The organism is Paraburkholderia bannensis (assembly GCF_014200455.1).
Lineage (GTDB): Bacteria > Pseudomonadota > Gammaproteobacteria > Burkholderiales > Burkholderiaceae > Paraburkholderia > Paraburkholderia bannensis_A.
In genome coordinates, this window is the sequence record NZ_JACHBW010000001.1 from 314,120 (window position 1) to 331,981 (window position 17,862).

The window sequence follows — 17,862 nt, forward strand, 5'->3', positions numbered from 1 at the left end:
GCGCAGCCGAATTTAGCGCGTTCGATCGCGCAATGCACTACCCCCAAAATGGGCTTTCGAGCCTTGCTGCAACGGGGTTTGGCGCGGTTCGGAGCAGCTCGGCGCACTTGGTTTGCAAAGGCCAGAAATGCGCGTAGATGACGACAACAAAGTGACGCGCGCTTATGCAAAAAAATATGCGTATGGGCGGACGAGCAGGACGTTGGGACGTTCGCGGCGAGCGTCGTGCGTATTATTGGGGAACTATCACCAGGCGATAAATGCATCCGGCAAGAAAAAAGGCGCCGTTGGGCGCCTTTCGGTTTGACTGGAGATTGAGCGGTCCTAGCGGCTGGCCAGCGAGTGCGCCGAATCTGCCGCGCCAGGCGCTGCGTTGCCGTTATCCGCCACCGCATGGCCATCGTCGCGGGAATCATTCTGTGCGGTCGCAACGTTGTCGTTCGCCCACACCACGTTGCCGTTCACCGCATAGAGACGGCAGGGATCGGAGCTGTGCTTCTGGCAGTTCGCCACGGCGACATCCATCGGATTGTCGCCGCCTTCGGCCCACGACCAGGCGCCCGAATCCGACACCGCGAACGCGCGGCTCGGGTACTGCTTGAGGAAGTTGCGATAACCGTCGCGGCCCGCCTGATCGAGGAACGGCACCGCCCCCACCGATTCGATCGACGCATAGCCGCTCGCACGCGGCGCGGCCGGCGTTTCCACGCGGTACTGCACCGAAGTGGGCATGCCCTGATTCGCAAGGAAGGCTTCGACCGTCGGCCACCAGACCTGCACGCCGTCGCGATCGCCCACCAGCCGGTGAGCGTCGTTCTTGTAAGCGCCGAAATCGACCAGCTTCGCGCCCGGTCCCGGCTGCAAGTCGGCCGCCTGTGCAGTGCGGAACGCCGCGAACATCTTCGTGACGAGATCGGGCGTCCACACCGAATCGTTATCGCCGTAGAGCCAGAGAGAAGCCACGCGGGCCTTACCGCCGTAGCTACCGAACGCCTGGGTCAGATTGTCCTGCCAGCCCGTGCAGGCGTCCTGGCGCAGACCGCCCGAGAAGTTGATGAGCGCGCGCACGCCATGCGCCGCTTCGGTGCCGTAGGCCATGGTCGCGAGACCGCCGTGCGAGGTGCCCGCCACGGCGATGTGGTTCGCGTCCACGTATGGCTGCTTCGACATGTAATCGACGGTGGTGGCGACATCGGCGGCCTGGCCCATGCCGTTGCTCGCCACGTCGCAGCCGTCCTGTTCGTAGGTGCCGCCCGAGCCCGCGAAGCCGCGGCGGTTCGGCGCGACCACCACGTAGCCGCGACGCACGAATTCGCGCGCGAACGACATCGGATCGCTGCGCGGTTGCATGCGCGGGTCGCCGGGAATCTTGCCGTGGTTGAACACCACCATCGGGAACGGGCCTGGGCCGTCCGGACGGTACACCGTGGTTTCGAGCGTCACATCGGATTCGCCCGGCACGGGGATCTGGATGATCTGGGCATTCATGCCCGCGTGCACCACGGGCAGATACGCGTCGTCGAGCGCGATGCGCGGCACGTTTGCGCTGCCGAGCGGGCCGGAAGCATTGGCGGCCAGGGAGGATTGCGCGCCTGTCGTGACGCTCGCGTGCGCAGCAGGGTTCGACGCCGCCTGAGCGGCCGGATCGGAAAGAGAGGCTGCGTGCGCCACCGACAGCATGCATGCTGTGCCGGCCACCGCCCATCCGGTAAGAAGCTTCCTGAACGCCATGCGCTACACCTGCCTGCGAAAATCCCGCTGTGAATCTGACTACCGAGCAACTATCCCCGTCCTCGACGGACACAATGGCACACCGGCGCGCCTGGCCCGAAAGCCTGGCGTGGCATGACCCTTTGCAGGGAAGTAAAACCGATCGGAACACCTGAGCGGCGCCTTTCTGTCATCGATCAGACTCGCCGCCAGCATCCGTCTGAACTCGCCGCGAAATTGTTTTTCAACAAACTCTTAATGGCGAAACGGACACCGTGATTGCATCCTCGCACGACAAATAATTGTTGTGCAATTCAGGGGTAACCCGGCATAACGCGTGCCAACGGCACGCATGCCTTTAAGCACGGCGGATTGCGGGATTTCGAGGTAATGCGGGGTAACGCAAACGGAAAATAAAGGCGGCTGCAGCCTGTCGCGCGCCGCCTACATCCCCGTTTTTTGCAGGTAAGCGCGTGCTTCAGCCTTCCAGGATATCGCCATCCACGTAGCGCCAGCGGCCATCTTCGCCGCGCGTAAAGCGGCTGGTCTCGTGCAGGCGGTACGCCCGTCCGCCGCTTTTATGGCGCGCGACGAATTCAACGATCGCGTGCGTTTCGTCGATCTGCTCGTGGCGCTTGACGGCCAGCCCCAGCCAGCGCGGCGCGCCCGGATCGTTGGGGTCGACATCGAGATCGGCGGGACAGGTTTCGGCGGCCCACGTCGCACGCAGATACGGCACGTCGCCCAGGACGTAAGCGGTGTAGCGCGAGCGCATCAGTTCGAGCGCGGTCGCGGGCAAGGCGCCGTCATCGATGAATCGGCCGCAGCAGTCGGTAAAACGGGGCGGCTTCGCGCCCGATTTTTGATTGGGCGTCGCCCCGCCGCACGGACATTCGGCGGGGCGTTGCGCTTGCGCATGAATGCGTGCGCTCATAAAAAATCGATTCCTTCTACGAAACAAAAATCAAAAAATAAAAGGCCGCACTAACGAAGCGGCCCTGATTTATTCAGCCTGCGGAGCTTACCAGTCGAGTTCCGTGCCGTCGTACTGGAAGAAGCGTCCGTTGAAGACTTCGCGTGCCGCTGCCGCTTCCGCGATCACTTCGCGCATGCCGGCAACGCTCGCGCTCGCGTCGATGGCCGCGTGTGCGCCGCCCATATCGGTGCGCACCCAGCCCGGATGCAGCGCGATGCAGGTCGCGCGGCGCGTCTGCAGCGAGGTGATCTTGAGCACATCGTTGAGCGCCGCCTTGCTCGCGCGATACAGCCAGCCGGTCGTGCCCGTGGTCTGCGTGATGCTGCCCATGCGGCTCGACAGCACGGCGAGCACGCCGTGCGCCGCATCGACGAGCGGCAGCAGGATCGGAATGATCTGCATCGGGCCGCGCACGTTGGTGTTCATCACGTATTCGAAGTCTTCGGCGCTGATGGCTTCGACGCCTTCGGTGCGCGGACCATAGACGCCCGATACGATCAGCGCCACATCCAGACGTTCGCCGTCGAGCTTCGAGCCCAGTGCCTCGATATCATCGGGATTCGCGATATCCAGCTCATATGTCTGCGCACCGAGCGCGCGCAATTCGGCGAGCGACGCTTCGGAACGGGCCGTGGCCAGCACGCGCCAGCCGGCCTTCACATACTGCCGCGCGAACTCAAGTCCGAGGCCGCGCGAGGCTCCCACGATCAACGCTGTCTTCATGTTGCACCTGTCCTGTATGCCGCGGTCTTTGCCGAGCCCCGCTTGCGCGATGTTTGCGCGCGTTTGCGCGCGCCGCCTCCCTGCGGCGCACACCATGCAAGAGCCTACATGAGTTCGACGCCCATTGCCGTGGCCTCGCCGCCGCCGATGCACAGGCTCGCCACGCCGCGCCTGGCCGCGCGCGCGCGCAGCGCACCGATCAGCGTGACGAGAATGCGCGCGCCCGACGCGCCAATCGGATGCCCCAGCGCGCACGCGCCGCCATTCACGTTGACCTTCTCGTGCGGCAGGTTGTGCTCTTTCATTGCCGCCATCGTGACCACGGCGAAGGCTTCGTTGATCTCGTAGAGATCGACGTCCTCGGCCTTCCAGCCGGTCTTTTCGAACAGCTTCGCGATGGCGCCCACCGGCGCGGTAGTGAACTTCGCGGGAGCCTGCGCGAAGGTCGTGTGTCCCGTGATGCGCGCGATCGGCTGCACGCCCAGGCGCTTCGCCGTCGATTCGCGCATCATCACGAGCGCCGCCGCGCCGTCCGAAATCGACGAGGCATTCGCGGCCGTCACCGTGCCGGTCTTGCTGAACGCGGGCTTGAGCGTGGGGATCTTGTCGAGGTTGGCCTTGAAGGGTTGTTCGTCGCGCTCGATGGTGGTTTCGCCGCTACGCGAGGCCACTTTCACGGGCGCGATCTCCCAGGCGAACGAGCCGTCTTCGTTGGCGCGCTTCGCGCGTTTGAGCGATTCGATGGCGAAGGCGTCCTGACGTTCGCGCGAAAAGTCGTATTCGCCCGCGCATTCCTCCGCGAAAGTGCCCATCAGACGGCCCTTGTCGTAGGCGTCTTCGAGACCGTCGAGGAACATATGATCGAGCACCTGGCCGTGCCCCATGCGCATGCCCGAGCGAGCCTTGGGCAGCAGATACGGCGCATTCGACATGCTTTCCATACCGCCCGCGACGATCACCTCGGCGGAACCGGCCAGCAGCATGTCGTGCGCGAACATCGCCGCACGCATGCCCGAGCCGCACATCTTGTTCACGGTGGTCGCGCCCGCCGCCAGCGGCAGCCCCGCGCCCAGCGCCGCCTGGCGCGCGGGCGCCTGGCCCTGACCGGCGGGCAGCACGCAACCCATCACGACTTCGTCGATCTGTTCGGGCTTGAGGCCCGCGCGCTCGACAGCGGCGGCAATCGCCGTCGCGCCCAGTTGCGGCGCAGTAAGCGCGGCGAATTCGCCCTGAAAGGCGGCCATCGGCGTGCGCGCCACGGCGACGATCACGATGGCGTCCTGCTGCGGGTTCTTATGTGTCTCACTCATGTCCATCCTCCTTGTTCATAGGTTCGATGATTCGTTACCGCGCGCTATGCGGCGCGCGACGTGTCTTTATCCTCATGCTTCAAGAAAAGCTCCGGATAGCGCACGCGAAACCGTTCCGCTTCGTCATAAGGCAGGCAATCGGGCACCTCGCCCGCCAGCAGCCGCGCCTTGCTGTCCTGCCAGAGCGCGGGTTCGAAGAAGTCGGCGTGATGTTCGATGAAATAACGCTTCACGCGCGGATCGCCGAGCAAAAACGTACCGTACGTTTCAGGAAAAATATCGCGCGGCCCAACCGCGTACCACGGCTCATCCGATAGTTCGTCGTCCTCATGACGTGGCGCGGGCACGGCGCGCACGTTGCAATCGGTGAGGTATTCGATCTCGTCGTAGTCGTAGAACACCACGCGGCCATGACGCGTCACGCCGAAATTCTTGTAGAGCATGTCGCCGGGAAATATATTCGCGCGCATCAGATCCTTCACCGCGTTGCCGTATTCGCGCACGCCATGCTCGACGTCTTCGTCGCTGCCGTTCTGCAGCCACATGTTGAGCGGCACCATGCGGCGCTCGATATACAGATGGCGGATCACGAGCTTGTCGCCCTCGTACTCGATCATCGAAGGCGCGAGCGTTTCCAGCTCTTTCACAAGCGCTTCGTCCAGCCGTGCGATGGGCAGCGCGACGCTCGAATATTCGAGCGTATCGGCCAGTCGCCCGAGCCGGTCGTGGCGCTTCACCAGCTGGTACTTCGCCACCACCTGCTCGCGCGTGGTTTCCTTCGGCGCGGGGAAGCGGTCCTTGATGACCTTGAAAACATAGGGAAACGACGGCAGCGTAAACACGATCATCACCATGCCGCGAATGCCGGGCGCGACGCTGAACAGATCGCTCGAATGCGAAAGATGGTGCAGCAGATCGCGATAAAACAGATTCTTGCCCTGCTTGTGCAGGCCGAGCGAGGTGTAGATCTCGCCCTTCGCCTTGCGCGGCATGATGCTGCGCAGAAACTCGACATACGCGGACGGCACTTCCATATCCACGAAGAAATACGAATGCGCGAAGCTGAACATGATCAGCACGGGGTCGGTGCGCAGTAGCACCGTATCGAGCGCGAGCTTGCCGTTCTGATGACGGATCGGCACGACGAAGGGCACGACGATGTCGCCGTTGATGATGCGCCCGACGATATACGCCGACTGGTTGCGAAAGAACAGCGAAGCGAGCGTGTGAATCTGGAAATTCGTTTTGGGCTCGACCGCGCCGAAGGTGTCCAGCAACGCCTGCATCACGCAACCGACATCGCGTTCGAGATCCTCGAAGGGCGTCTCCAGCTGGAAGTTCGTGACGATGCGCGCGAGCGTCGCGGCGAGTCCATCCCTGACCGGATAGTAAGCGCGATACGTCGGCCTGGCGGCGGGCTCGTCGTTCTCGATATATTCGGTCGAGATCGCGGGCCGCATGAAAATGAAAGCGTTGTTGAAGTACGAGCGATGCAGGATCTTGCAGCACACCGAATTGAAAAACGTTTCGGCGCATTCGGGCTGCCGGTGCGTGGTCAGCAGGCCGATGTAGTGCAGCTTGATCTGCTCCCACACCTCGTCGTCGATGGATTCGGCGTCGTATTCGTCTTCGAGCGCGCGCACGCATTCGCGTACGCGCTCGTCATAGGACACGATGCGCTCGCGCGCGAGTTGCTGCATGGCGCGCCAGTCGGCGGCTTCGAAGGCCGCCCTCGCCTGCACCGCCACCGCGCAAAAACTCTGATAGTGGCGGTTGAAACCGTCGAGTATGGTCTGCGCCACATCGAAGCCGATCTGCGAGGAAAGCAGTTTCGGAAAATGTCTCATGGCGCGGTCCTGGCGGCCTGATGCGCTTATTTCGCTTCGGAGGCGGGCTGCCGCACGTCGCCTGCCGTGTTCTTTTCCAGCAGCACGCGCGCCTGCGCTTCGTACTGCGCGAGGTCTTCGAGCGTGGCGTCGAGGTCGTCGCGCTGGCGCTCCAGAATCTCGCGATGGCGCACCACCGTGTCGAGGAACGCCTGCAATTGCGGCAGCGTATCGGTCGGCGATTCGTAGAGATCGAGCAGCGCGCGAATCTCATTGAGCGTGAAACCGAGGCGCTTGCCGCGCAGCGTGAGCCGCAGCCGCGTGCGGTCGCGCCCCGAAAATACGCGCTTGAGGCCGCCCGCGCCCTCGCGGCTTGGCGCAAGCAGGCCCTGATCTTCGTAGAAACGGATCGCGCGCGGCGTCACGTCGAATTCACGTGCGAGCTCGGTAATCGTGTACTGGGTCATGTCGGGGGTGCTTCGCCGGGGCCCAAGGCGGTCCGGCGGCATGGCTATCGTTGGGATCGACGTTTACGTTATCGTCAACTTCAGGCTTGCGCAACCTTCGGGCGATGTTCCGCATAACGGAACGATCGTTCGAATCGCCAGCAGGAATGACGCAATGCGGCGACAATGCTGACAGACGACGAATCGATAACGATACGAGACACCCCCACGATGAACGCCCTCGAACATCAGCTGGACTACCCTTTCGCCGATACCCTGCCCGAAGCCGGCGTCGCCTTCGATGTCGCGCCTGGCGTGAAATGGCTGCGCATGCCGCTGCCCTTCGTGCTCGACCACATCAATCTCTGGCTGCTGCGCGACGAGATCGACGGCCAGCAGGGCTGGACCGTGGTGGATTGCGGCATCACCGACGACAGCATCAAGGCGCACTGGGAGCGGGTGTTCGACACGCAACTCGAAGGCTTGCCGGTGCTGCGCGTGCTGGTCACGCACTGTCACCCGGACCATATCGGCCTTGCGCACTGGATCTGCGCGGGCGGCGACCAACAGCGCTGGGATGTGCGCCTGTGGACCACGCTCGGCGAATACATGAGCGCCTGCGTGCTGGCCTCGGGTAACGGCTCGAACGCGGGCGGCGAAGGCGCGGCGCGCCATTTCGCGCGCCACGGCGTGACCGACGAAGCCTCGCTCGACCAACTGCGCACGCGCCGCAATTACTACTCGAATCTGGTGCCCGCGCTGCCGCCGCAATACCGCCGACTGCGCGAAGCCGACGTGATGAAAATTGGCGGGCGCGACTGGCGCGTCGTCACGGGCTTCGGCCATTCGCCCGAGCATTGCGCGCTGCTTTGCGAGCAAACCGGCGTGCTGATTTCCGGCGATATGGTGCTGCCGCGCATCTCGACGAATGTGTCCGTATTCGACATGGAGCCGGAAGGCAATCCGCTCGACCTTTACCTTGAATCGCTCGGCCGCTATGAGACGATGGCGGAAGATACGCTCGTGCTGCCCTCGCATGGCAAGCCGTTTCGCGGCGTGCGCACGCGTATCGCGCAGTTACGCGAGCACCACGACGCGCGTCTGGCTGAAGTGCTGGAAGCCTGCGCAAGCAAGCCGCAATGCGCCGCCGACATCGTGCCGCTCATGTTCAGGCGCAAGCTCGACATGCATCAGCTGACCTTCGCGATGGGCGAGGCGCTGGCGCATCTGCACCTGCTCTGGCTCGACGGCAAGCTCACGCGCACGACCAGCGAGGACGGCGTGATCCGCTTTTCGGCTTAGCGCTGCGCGACTCGAAAACAAAAGGGGCGGCTCGATGTGAGCCGCCCCTTTTTTGTATCAGCTTCGAGCTACGCAAATCAGTTCGCGCCGCCCGTGATCAGATCCGCACCCTTTGGCCGCACGAACTTGAACGTCGAGGCCGGCAGCGCCGGGTTCTTCTCGATGTTCGAGAAAGTCAGCAGCGTGACGTTGCCGAACACGTCATGCAGTTCCATCGCCTCCAGATTGCCGTCCTTGAAGCCGATGCCCACGCTCTTGAACTGCGTGTCCTTCGACTTCGGAATCAGTTGCAGCCAGTCGATGCCGTTCTTCACGCCGGCATCCGAGAGCGTGAAGTTCTTGTCCAGATCGTTGCTGCCGAACAGGATGGCCGCCGGGCTTGCGCCCAGTGCGCCGCCCAGCTTGCGCTCGGTGACCTGGTTCAGGTCCTTGTCGTAGACGTAGAGGTTGTCGCCGTCCGACTGCAGCAATTGCTGATACGGCTTTTCATACGACCAGACGAACTTGCCTGGGCGCGAAAATACAAACGTGCCGCTCGACACCTTCGAGTTGAGCGTGGCCGTGGCGATGGCGTCGCTGGCGTTTTTGGCGTTCGACGGCGCCTTGAGTTCGCGCTGCACGAAGCTGCCGCGCGCGGCGTGTACCTGCGTGACGAACTGCTTGAGCTGGTCGCTGCCGCTGGCGTAGGCGTGGCTTGCCATCGCGAGCGTCGCGCCCAGCGCGAGCACGAGGGAGCGCACGAATGCAGCGGGTTTCAAACGATTCGAATATCCTGCAAAAACCTGCATGTAGCGTTCTCCAAAAAGCAAATTCAGCTTCGGTTCCGGTGCCGATCCTGGCTCAGTCCGCATCGCGCGTGGGCGCGAGAATTTCGCGGTTGCCGCTCGACGACATCGCCGAAACCAGCCCCGACTGCTCCATCTGTTCGAGCAGCCGCGCAGCACGGTTATACCCGATGCGCAGATGCCGCTGCACAAGCGAGATCGACGCGCGCTTGTTCTTGATGACCACTTCGACGGCCTGATCGTAGAGCGGATCGGACTCGTCGCCGGTACCCGAAGCACTTGCCGTGCCCTCGTCGCCCTCGCCCGTCACGCCGCCTTCGAGAATGCCTTCGACGTAATTCGGCTCGCCCTGCTCCTTGAGCTTGTCCACCACGCGATGCACTTCTTCGTCGCTGACAAAGGCGCCGTGCACGCGCACCGGCATGCCGCTGCCGGGAGGCAGATAGAGCATGTCGCCCATGCCGAGCAGCGATTCCGCGCCCATCTGGTCGAGAATCGTGCGCGAGTCGATCTTCGACGACACCTGGAAGGCCATACGCGTGGGCACGTTGGCCTTGATGAGACCGGTGATGACGTCCACCGACGGACGCTGCGTGGCCAGAATCAAATGAATGCCGGCCGCACGCGCCTTCTGCGCGATCCGCGCGATCAGCTCTTCGACCTTCTTGCCGACCACCATCATCAGATCGGCGAGTTCGTCGATCACCACCACGATATGCGGCAGCTTCTGGCACGGTTCCGGATCGTCCGGCGTGAGGCTGAACGGATTCGGGATCTTTTCCTCGCGCTTGTTCGCCTCTTCGATCTTGTTGTTGTAGCCCGCCAGATTGCGCACGCCCAGCTTGCTCATGAGCTTGTAGCGGCGCTCCATTTCGGCGACGGTCCAGTTCAGCGCGTTGCCGGCCTGGCGCATGTCGGTCACGACCGGGCAGAGCAGATGCGGAATGCCCTCGTAGACGCTCATTTCGAGCATCTTCGGGTCGATCAGGATCATGCGGACCTGTTCGGCGCTCGCCTTGTAAAGCAGCGAGAGAATCATCGCGTTGATGCCCACCGACTTGCCCGAACCGGTCGTACCGGCCACCAGCAGGTGGGGCATTTTGGCGAGATCGGCGCACACCGGCTTGCCGCCGATGTCCTTGCCCAGCCCCATGGTGAGCGCCGAAGGTGCATCCGCATAGACCGCCGAGCCGAGGATTTCCGAAAGCCGCACGGTCTGGCGGCGCTGGTTCGGCAACTCCAGCGCCATGCAGTTCTTGCCCGGAATCGTCTCCACCACGCGGATCGACACCAGCGAAAGCGAGCGCGCCAGATCCTTGGCCAGATTGACGATCTGGCTGCCCTTCACGCCGGTGGCCGGCTCAATTTCGTAGCGCGTCACGACCGGACCGGGATAGGCGGCCACCACGGCCACATCCACGCCGAAGTCCTTGAGCTTTTTCTCGATCAGACGCGAAGTGAATTCGAGCGTGTCGTCGGAGATGGTTTCCTGGCTCGCGGGCGCGGGGTCGAGCAGCGAGATCGCGGGCAAGGTGGAGTCGCCCGGCAGGTCGGTGAAGAGCGGCACCTGGCGCTCCTTCTCCACGCGCTCGGAACGCTGCGGCGTGACCACCGGCGGCACGATCGTGACCGGCTCGTGCTCCTCGATCTTCACGCGGCCGCGCTCGACCTTGCCTTCGCGCTTGACCGCGGCGGCCTCGCCCAGCTTGCGGTCGCTGCGTTCCTCGCGGCGCAGACGCGCCATCGTCACGGCGTTGATGATCGACTCGCCAACCTTCTCGGACACGGAAAGCCACGAAAAGCGGAAATACAGCGACAGGCCGATGCCCAGCGCCAGCAAAAGCGCGAGCGTGCCGCCCGTGAAGCCCAGCGCGTGCGAGACGCCGCGCGCGACGGCCTCCCCCACCACGCCGCCCGGCGCGCGCGGCAGTTGCACCTTGAGCGACCACATGCGCAGCGCCTCGATGCCGTCGCAGGCGAGCAGCACCAGCACGAACGCAAAGGCTTCGGCGATCCAGCCATGATCGCGCGGCTTGTCCTCGTCGTCATCGTCGAGCGACTCGTGACGGGTGATGCGCCGGTAGTTCTTCGAGATATGCCGCGCGAGTATCACGACCCACCAGTAGGCCGACAGCCCGAACAGCAGCAGCAGGATGTCCGACGTCCAGGCGCCCACGCGCCCGGCCCAGTTCGAGATATGGTCGACCTGAGCGGCGTGGGTCCAACTGGGGTCGCGGCGGCTATAGCTGATGAGCGCCATCAGCAGGAACACGCCTAGCGCGACCTGCAGGATCCAGCGGATTTCGGTGAAAAGACGCGACATGCGGTGAGGCAATGCCTGCGCCTGCGCGGAAAAGGGAGCTTTGGCCATTGAATCCCGGTGACTCGTAATGCTTGCGCGGCGCGGGCGCGCTGCCGGACGCCCCGGCAGACGGGCGCGGTGGCCGTCCTATCCGGCCTATTGTAAACGCGTTGTTTCGGCCCCGGCTGTCCCGGGCTGTAAATGACGGTAACTGACAACGGCGTGGGAGTCGCTCCGGGAGGCTATCGGCGCGATGAGAAACCCTCATGAAGCATCGGTGTGCCGCGGCCTTTATAATTACGGGCTGATACCCAACTACCTGCTTGAGCGCCGCCGCCTTGTCGCGCGGCCCATGCGAACCCCCGGCAGCCGCGCCGGCTACCCGCCGCGCAGCGCCTTCTACGGAATTCGATCATGTCCGCAACCAAACACGCCAAAGTCCTGATTCTCGGTTCCGGCCCCGCCGGCTACACGGCCGCCGTTTATGCGGCGCGCGCGAACCTGTCGCCGCTGCTCGTCACGGGTCTGGCCCAGGGCGGCCAGTTGATGACCACAACCGACGTGGAAAACTGGCCCGCCGACCCGAACGGCGTGCAGGGCCCGGAACTGATGCAGCGTTTCCTTGAGCACGCGGAGCGCTTCAACACGGAAATCGTGTTCGATCACATCCATACGGCCAAACTCGATGAAAAGCCGATCCGCCTGATCGGCGATTCGGCCGAGTACACCTGCGATTCGCTGATCATCGCAACGGGCGCATCGGCGCAATACCTCGGCCTGCCCAGCGAAGAGCTGTTCATGGGCCGCGGCGTGTCGGCCTGCGCGACCTGCGACGGCTTCTTTTACCGCAACCAGCACGTCGCCGTGATCGGCGGCGGCAATACGGCTGTGGAAGAAGCGCTGTACCTGGCGGGCATCGCGAAGAAGGTCACGGTGATCCACCGCCGCGACAAGTTCCGCGCCGAGCCGATCCTGATCGACCGCCTGCTGGCGAAGGAAAAGGAAGGCGTGGTCGAGATCAAGTGGGATCACGTGCTCGACGAAGTGAAGGGCAACGAAGGCGGCGTCAACGGCCTGCGCATCAAGAACGTCAAAACCGGCGAAACCACCGATCTCGACCTGCAAGGCGTGTTCGTGGCGATCGGCCACAAGCCGAACACCGACATCTTCGAAGGCCAACTGGAGATGAAGAACGGCTACATCATCACCAACGGCGGCCTGAACGGCAACGCCACCGGCACGAGCGTGGCGGGCGTGTTCGCGGCAGGCGACGTGCAGGATCACGTCTACCGCCAGGCGATTACCAGCGCCGGCACGGGCTGCATGGCCGCGCTCGACGCGCAGCGCTACCTGGAATCCGTGGATGAACTCGGCCAGGAGCACGTGATGAGCGCCGAGGCGGATCGCTAAGGGGCTCCAGGCCGCCAGGCGAGCACGTGGCGTCAAGCCGGTAAAATAGCGCGCTGAGGCTCGATCGAGCCTGCCGGCGCAGTGCAAGAGGGCCGCGGCCAGCCAGCCGGCGGCCCTTTTTATTGACGTCGCGCGCACTACTTTCCGCTTCAAGATCGACTCTTATGCCCAAGAACGTCCCCCATCCGGGCGAACCCAAGCGCCCCGCCGCCGCGCGCCCCGCACCGGCTCCCATTACCGCGCCTGCACCGGCGCTCGAACCTGGCAAGGCCGCGAGCGGCTTTTCCGGCCTCGGCAGCCTGCGCGACGCGCTCAAGACCCAGACACGCCAACGCGAGCGCGAAAAAGTCGCCGCTCAGGCCGCGCGCGTGGAAGCCGCCGCCGACAGCGATCTGTTCCGCCGCGAGATCGGCCAGGTTGCGCCGCTCGTTGCGCCGCCGCGCGCCCAGCCGCGCCGCGCTGCGCCCGTGCCGCTGCCGCTGCAAACCCAGCTCGACGAGCAAGCGGTGCTACACGAAGCCATCTCCGATGAATTCGATCCCGAAGCGCTGCTCGATACCGACGATTCGCTGTATTACCACCGCCCTGGCATCAGCGAGGAAGTGGTCAAGAAACTGCGGCGCGGTACGTGGATCGTGCAGGCGCAGCTCGACCTGCACGGCATGCGCCGCGAGGAAGCGCGCGAAGCCTTGCAGACCTTCATTCGCGAAGCCGGCAAGCGCGGGCTGCGCTGCGTGCGTGTGATTCACGGCAAGGGGCTTGGCTCCGTGGGCAAGGAGCCGGTGCTCAAGGGCAAGGTGCGCGCGTGGCTGGTGCAGAAGGAAGAAGTGATCGCGTTCTGCCAGGCGCGGCCGCATGACGGCGGCGCGGGCGCGGTGCTTGTGCTGCTGCAGCCTCAAATGCACGGACACCCGCACGGACACGGCCAGCACGAGCCGCGCTGACGACCTCCCCCGCTTCAGCGATTGCCTCGCTACGCGTGCCACGGCCATACCCGGCGGCACGCGTTTTTTTCGCCCCAATTAATTCGGATTCCAAATCGAAATCCGACCTCCCCCTTGCGCCCAGTTCGACTGGCAGTTCGAAAATGCCGCTTCAGGATGCGCTACGTCGACTTTCCCAGCGGTTTCGAACTCCTTCTATGTATCGCGTGAGCGCATTTTTTTATCCTTTTCCCATGTCGTCGCGGTCGCTGTACTCAACCGATCGGGCATTGATCTCAACACTTACAGCTTGAATGGGAAAATCATCATGAAGAAGCAAATTGTGAAGGCAGTGGCAATGGGCGTCGCAGTTGCAGGTCTGGTTGGCGCATCGATTCCGACCGTCTATGCGGGCTCGAAGTCCGCGACATTCCAGGTCACTTTGACGGTTCAGGCCGACTGCTCGATCAACACCAATCCGCTCAACTTCGGCTCGACCGGCGTGCTCTCCAGCAATATCGACCAGCAGACGAATCTCAACGTCACCTGCTCGACCGGCACGCCGTACGCGGTAGCGCTCGACGCCGGCACGCCCACGGGTTCGACCGTCGCCAGCCGTCTGCTCGCGAACGCTGGTGCAACGGGCACGGTCAAGTACAACCTTTATCAAGATGCGGCGCGCACCCAGGTCTGGGGCCAAACGGCCGGCACCGATACCGTGGCGGGCACGGGCACCGGCACCGCGCAATCGATCATGGTGTATGGGCGCGTACCGGCTCAAAACACCCCCGCACCCGATACGTATCAGTCGACAGTGACCGCGACTGTTACGTTCTGAGCAATCTTCTGGCACGACGCTTGCCAAGGCGTCGTGTCCCGTGTATCAAGTTCGTTAGCCCAATCTGGCACAGAGAACCGGAGGTTGACGATGCGCGCACTGTCCCGGCTTATAACATCAGGTTTGCTAACCATATATGCCGCATCAGCAGCGGCGGCCTCACTGGAAATCACGCCGGTCACCGTCGAACTCGAAGCCAACCAGAACGGCCAGGTGCTGAAGCTGCGCAACAGCGGCGAGGCTGCCCTCAGTGCCCAGATTCGCGTCTTCGCCTGGGATCAGGCAGACGGCGAAGATCACCTCACACCGACCCGCGACCTCATCGCGAGCCCCCCCATCGCGCAGGTGCCACCCGGCGGCGAACAGATCATGCGGCTGATTCGCGCGAACGGCGGCGCGGCGCCGAAAGAGGCGGCTTATCGCCTTCTCATCGACGAGCTGCCGCCCGACAACACGAACGCCGCCACCGGCATACAGTTCCGCTTTCGCTACTCGGTGCCCGTGTTCCTCTACCCCGCTGGCGAACGCGGCGCGCCCGACACGCATTGGTCGCTGGAAAGCCGCGCCGGCAAGTGGTTCCTGCATGTCGCCAACAGCGGTTCCATCCATGCGCGCATCAGCGACGTCACGCTGACCTGCCCAGGAGAAACGGTGCCGGTGCGTGCGGGCTTGCTCGGTTACGCCCTCGCCGGGCGCGAGCGTGTCTTTCCGCTCACACAGGCGAGCGCCGGCTGGCACGCATGCGCACCGCTCCAGGTCACGGCGAACGTGAACGGGAAATCCGTGACGGCGCCCGTCGCGCTCGAACACTGATCTGCACCGCGACTCCGCCTTGCGCGCCGCCGCTCCACCTTCGCGTCCATCGCAACGCCGCCGTGCGGTGCTGCGCGATGCGCGCGCGTGCGGCGCGGCGATCGTCGTGCTAGGCCTCGCGATGCAGGCGGCGATCGCGCAAACACCGGCCGCCGTGCCGAATCCGCCATCCGCACAGTCCGACCCGGCGGCGGCCGTCCCCACGACCATTGCGCCACCCGCGCCAGCAGACGCGAACGAAACCGAAACGCTCGTGCTGGAAATCATCGTGAACGGCGCGAGCCAGGGCGATCCCGCGACCTTCGAGCGGCGCGGCAACGCGTTCTACGCAATACCGCAGACCTTGAACGACGCGGGCATCCGCACCAGCAACGTCAAACCCGGCCCGGACGGCCGGATCGCGCTCGATTCGATACCGGACCTGCATTACCGCTATGACGCGCAAAAGCAGCAGCTCGTCATCGACGTCGCGCAGCACCAGCAGATCGCGCAGCAACTCGGCTACCGCGTGGTCGCCGCGCCCAGGGCCACGTCGGGCACCGGCTTCGTGCTCAACTACGACGCGAGCTACGTGCATGCGTCCGGCGACGGCACCGAGAACCAGTTCGGCGTGTGGAGCGAACAACGCTTCTTCTCGCCGCTCGGCGTGCTAGACAACACCGGCGCCTGGATCAGCGGCACCGGCGTCAGCCGCTATACGCGGCTCGACACCGACTACAGCTATTCGGACGCCACGAAACTGTTCACGCTCAACGTGGGCGACTCGATCTCCGGGTCGCTGCCGTGGACGCGCGCGGTGCGCTTCGGCGGCATCCAGATCCAGCGCAACTACTCGCTTCAGCCGAATCTCGTGACCTGGCCGATGCCACTGATCGCGGGCAGCGCGGTCGTGCCGTCCGCCGTGGATCTCTTCGTCAACGGTCTGCGCCAGTACAGCGGCAATGTCGCGCCGGGTCCGTTCCAGATCGCCCAGCCGCCGGCGCTCACCGGCGCCGGGGTCGCGCAGGTGACGCTCACCGACATCCTGGGGCGGCGCGTGACCACCAGCGTGCCGCTCTACGTCGATACGAGCCGGCTCGCGCAGGGACTCTTTGACTACTCGGCGGAAATCGGCTTTCTGCGCGAGAACTACGGCATCGATTCGTTTTCCTATCATTCGTCGCCGCTTTTCAGCGGCACGCTGCGCTACGGCATGCGCAACTGGCTCACGCTGCAAACGCATGCCGAAGCGGCGCAAAGCCTGCGCAACGGCGGCGTTGGCTCGATCATCGGCATCGGCGACGCGGGCTCGCTCTCGCTCGCCGCCGCGGGCAGCACGGCAAGCGGAGCCTCGGGCGCGCTCTACAGCGCAGGCTATCAATACATCGGCCCGCACTTTTCCGTCGATCTGCAAGGCACGCGCGCGACGCCCGGATACCGAGACATCGCCGCACTGGAAGGCGGCGTGTTGTTTCGCCACCAGTACCAGGCGACGACCACCGTCTCGATCTACAGCAACCAGGCGTTCAACGTCTCGTACATCGATGCGCAAGACAGTTTCTCGGGACATTCGCGTGTGCTCACGCTCGGCTACAGCGGCCAGTTGGGCAGCCGATGGTCGTTCTACGCGAATGTCTTTCGCGATTACGCACAAAGCGGCGTCTGGGGCGGCTCGGTGGGCGTGACGATCGCGCTGGGCGGCAATGTTTCGGCGAGCGCGACGGTCACGCGCACCGGCAGCGACACGACGGCCAACGTCAGCGCCTCGCGCCCCGCCGATTTCAGCGGCGGCTGGGGCTGGGCCGTCCAGGGCGGCGCGGGCTCGGACTCGCACCTGGGATTCGCTTCGGCCAACTACCGCGCGGGCGTCGGCGACTTCCAGGCCACGGCGCAACGCTTCAACGGCACCAACACCGGCACACTCGAAGCGACCGGCGCCTTCACGGTGATGGGCGGCACGCTCACGCCTTCGCGCACGCTCTCGGACGGCTTCGCGCTCGTTTCCACCGACGGCGTGCCCAATGTGCCCGTGCTCCAGGAAAATCGCGTGGTGGGCACAACCAATTCGCGCGGCTATCTGCTCGTGCCCGACATGACCTCGTATGTGCGCAACCAGATTGACATCGATCCGCTCGCACTCCCCGCGGATGCGCTGATCGAATCGAGCAGTGAAGATGTCGCTCCGGAGCGCCGCGCCGGTGTATACGTGCACTTCGGGCTCAAGCGCTATACAGGCGCTTCCGTGAGCTTCGTGGACGAGCAGGGCCAGCCGCTGCCAGCGGGTGGGCTCGCGAGCGTCCAGCCCGGCGGCGCCAGCTCGGTCGTGGGCTACGACGGCGTGGCGTTCTTCGACAAGCTCGACGCGGCCAACACCGTCACGATCAAGGGCAAGGGCGGAGCGAGCTGCGTGGCGGACCTGCCGTTCGATCCGTCGAGCGCGAGCAGGATGCCGCAGCTCGGCCCCATTGTCTGTGCGCCACCGGCGGCCCCGCCCCGTTAAGGAAATCGATAGGAGACGT

General features: G+C 64.3%; 14 protein-coding genes. 6 read left to right on the plus strand and 8 right to left on the minus strand.

Features of this window, described 5'->3' with window-relative positions; genetic code table 11:
- Nucleotides 1-324: 324 nt before the first annotated feature.
- The 6 genes from F4827_RS01455 to F4827_RS01480 all read right to left on the minus strand — a co-directional run bounded on the left by F4827_RS01455 (nt 325) and on the right by F4827_RS01480 (nt 7,012).
- A complete protein-coding gene (locus tag F4827_RS01455; protein WP_183720562.1) occupies nt 325-1,731 on the minus strand; it encodes a dienelactone hydrolase family protein in 1,407 nt (468 codons plus the stop codon).
- Between the two features lie 457 nt (nt 1,732-2,188).
- Nucleotides 2,189-2,644 (minus strand): YchJ family protein, encoded by a 456-nt coding sequence (locus F4827_RS01460; RefSeq protein ID WP_183720558.1) that lies wholly within the window; start codon nt 2,642-2,644, stop codon nt 2,189-2,191.
- An 87-nt stretch (nt 2,645-2,731) separates the two neighbouring features.
- Entirely contained in the window at nt 2,732-3,409 is a 678-nt protein-coding gene (locus F4827_RS01465) for an SDR family oxidoreductase (RefSeq protein WP_183720555.1), read from the minus strand.
- A 104-nt stretch (nt 3,410-3,513) separates the two neighbouring features.
- A complete protein-coding gene (locus tag F4827_RS01470) occupies nt 3,514-4,719 on the minus strand; it encodes an acetyl-CoA C-acetyltransferase (RefSeq protein ID WP_183720552.1) in 1,206 nt (401 codons plus the stop codon).
- Between the two features lie 44 nt (nt 4,720-4,763).
- A complete protein-coding gene (gene aceK / locus F4827_RS01475; RefSeq protein WP_183720549.1) occupies nt 4,764-6,566 on the minus strand; it encodes a bifunctional isocitrate dehydrogenase kinase/phosphatase in 1,803 nt (600 codons plus the stop codon).
- 26 nt (nt 6,567-6,592) lie between these two features.
- Nucleotides 6,593-7,012, minus strand: coding sequence for a MerR family DNA-binding transcriptional regulator (locus F4827_RS01480; RefSeq protein ID WP_233178402.1), 420 nt, complete (start codon nt 7,010-7,012; stop codon nt 6,593-6,595).
- Nucleotides 7,013-7,222: 210 nt separating this feature from the next.
- On the opposite strand from F4827_RS01480, the gene F4827_RS01485 reads away from it, so the two are divergent.
- Entirely contained in the window at nt 7,223-8,293 is a 1,071-nt protein-coding gene (locus F4827_RS01485; RefSeq protein WP_183720543.1) for an MBL fold metallo-hydrolase, read from the plus strand.
- A gap of 77 nt (nt 8,294-8,370) precedes the next feature.
- On the opposite strand, the gene lolA is transcribed toward F4827_RS01485, so the two are convergent.
- Both lolA and F4827_RS01495 read right to left on the minus strand, forming a co-directional pair.
- Nucleotides 8,371-9,081, minus strand: a complete 711-nt coding sequence (lolA, locus tag F4827_RS01490) for an outer membrane lipoprotein chaperone LolA (RefSeq protein WP_183720540.1) — start codon at nt 9,079-9,081, stop codon at nt 8,371-8,373.
- A gap of 52 nt (nt 9,082-9,133) precedes the next feature.
- On the minus strand, nt 9,134-11,449 hold the full coding sequence (locus F4827_RS01495) for a DNA translocase FtsK (protein WP_183720536.1): 2,316 nt from the start codon (nt 11,447-11,449) through the stop codon (nt 9,134-9,136).
- Between the two features lie 345 nt (nt 11,450-11,794).
- On the opposite strand from F4827_RS01495, the gene trxB reads away from it, so the two are divergent.
- The 5 genes from trxB (at nt 11,795) to F4827_RS01520 (ending at nt 17,843) form a co-directional block, all read left to right on the plus strand.
- Nucleotides 11,795-12,790, plus strand: coding sequence for a thioredoxin-disulfide reductase (gene trxB / locus F4827_RS01500; RefSeq protein WP_183720534.1), 996 nt, complete (start codon nt 11,795-11,797; stop codon nt 12,788-12,790).
- Between the two features lie 164 nt (nt 12,791-12,954).
- Nucleotides 12,955-13,734, plus strand: coding sequence for a Smr/MutS family protein (locus F4827_RS01505; RefSeq protein ID WP_183720531.1), 780 nt, complete (start codon nt 12,955-12,957; stop codon nt 13,732-13,734).
- Between the two features lie 307 nt (nt 13,735-14,041).
- A complete protein-coding gene (locus F4827_RS01510) occupies nt 14,042-14,551 on the plus strand; it encodes a spore coat U domain-containing protein (RefSeq protein WP_183720527.1) in 510 nt (169 codons plus the stop codon).
- A 90-nt stretch (nt 14,552-14,641) separates the two neighbouring features.
- Entirely contained in the window at nt 14,642-15,364 is a 723-nt protein-coding gene (locus F4827_RS01515; protein WP_221303543.1) for a molecular chaperone, read from the plus strand.
- 19 nt (nt 15,365-15,383) lie between these two features.
- Nucleotides 15,384-17,843, plus strand: coding sequence for a fimbria/pilus outer membrane usher protein (locus tag F4827_RS01520; RefSeq protein WP_260174843.1), 2,460 nt, complete (start codon nt 15,384-15,386; stop codon nt 17,841-17,843).
- Nucleotides 17,844-17,862 lie beyond the last annotated feature (19 nt).

Coding starts and splice junctions, on each gene's coding strand:
- F4827_RS01480 (WP_233178402.1), bottom strand. CDS start 7,012: ATGACCCAGTACACGATTACCGAGCTCGCACGTGAATTCGACGTGACG.
- F4827_RS01505 (WP_183720531.1), top strand. CDS start 12,955: ATGCCCAAGAACGTCCCCCATCCGGGCGAACCCAAGCGCCCCGCCGCC.
- F4827_RS01470 (WP_183720552.1), bottom strand. CDS start 4,719: ATGAGTGAGACACATAAGAACCCGCAGCAGGACGCCATCGTGATCGTC.
- trxB (WP_183720534.1), top strand. CDS start 11,795: ATGTCCGCAACCAAACACGCCAAAGTCCTGATTCTCGGTTCCGGCCCC.
- F4827_RS01460 (WP_183720558.1), bottom strand. CDS start 2,644: ATGAGCGCACGCATTCATGCGCAAGCGCAACGCCCCGCCGAATGTCCG.
- F4827_RS01455 (WP_183720562.1), bottom strand. CDS start 1,731: ATGGCGTTCAGGAAGCTTCTTACCGGATGGGCGGTGGCCGGCACAGCA.
- F4827_RS01515 (WP_221303543.1), top strand. CDS start 14,642: ATGCGCGCACTGTCCCGGCTTATAACATCAGGTTTGCTAACCATATAT.
- F4827_RS01510 (WP_183720527.1), top strand. CDS start 14,042: ATGAAGAAGCAAATTGTGAAGGCAGTGGCAATGGGCGTCGCAGTTGCA.
- F4827_RS01495 (WP_183720536.1), bottom strand. CDS start 11,449: ATGGCCAAAGCTCCCTTTTCCGCGCAGGCGCAGGCATTGCCTCACCGC.
- F4827_RS01465 (WP_183720555.1), bottom strand. CDS start 3,409: ATGAAGACAGCGTTGATCGTGGGAGCCTCGCGCGGCCTCGGACTTGAG.
- F4827_RS01485 (WP_183720543.1), top strand. CDS start 7,223: ATGAACGCCCTCGAACATCAGCTGGACTACCCTTTCGCCGATACCCTG.
- lolA (WP_183720540.1), bottom strand. CDS start 9,081: ATGCAGGTTTTTGCAGGATATTCGAATCGTTTGAAACCCGCTGCATTC.
- aceK (WP_183720549.1), bottom strand. CDS start 6,566: ATGAGACATTTTCCGAAACTGCTTTCCTCGCAGATCGGCTTCGATGTG.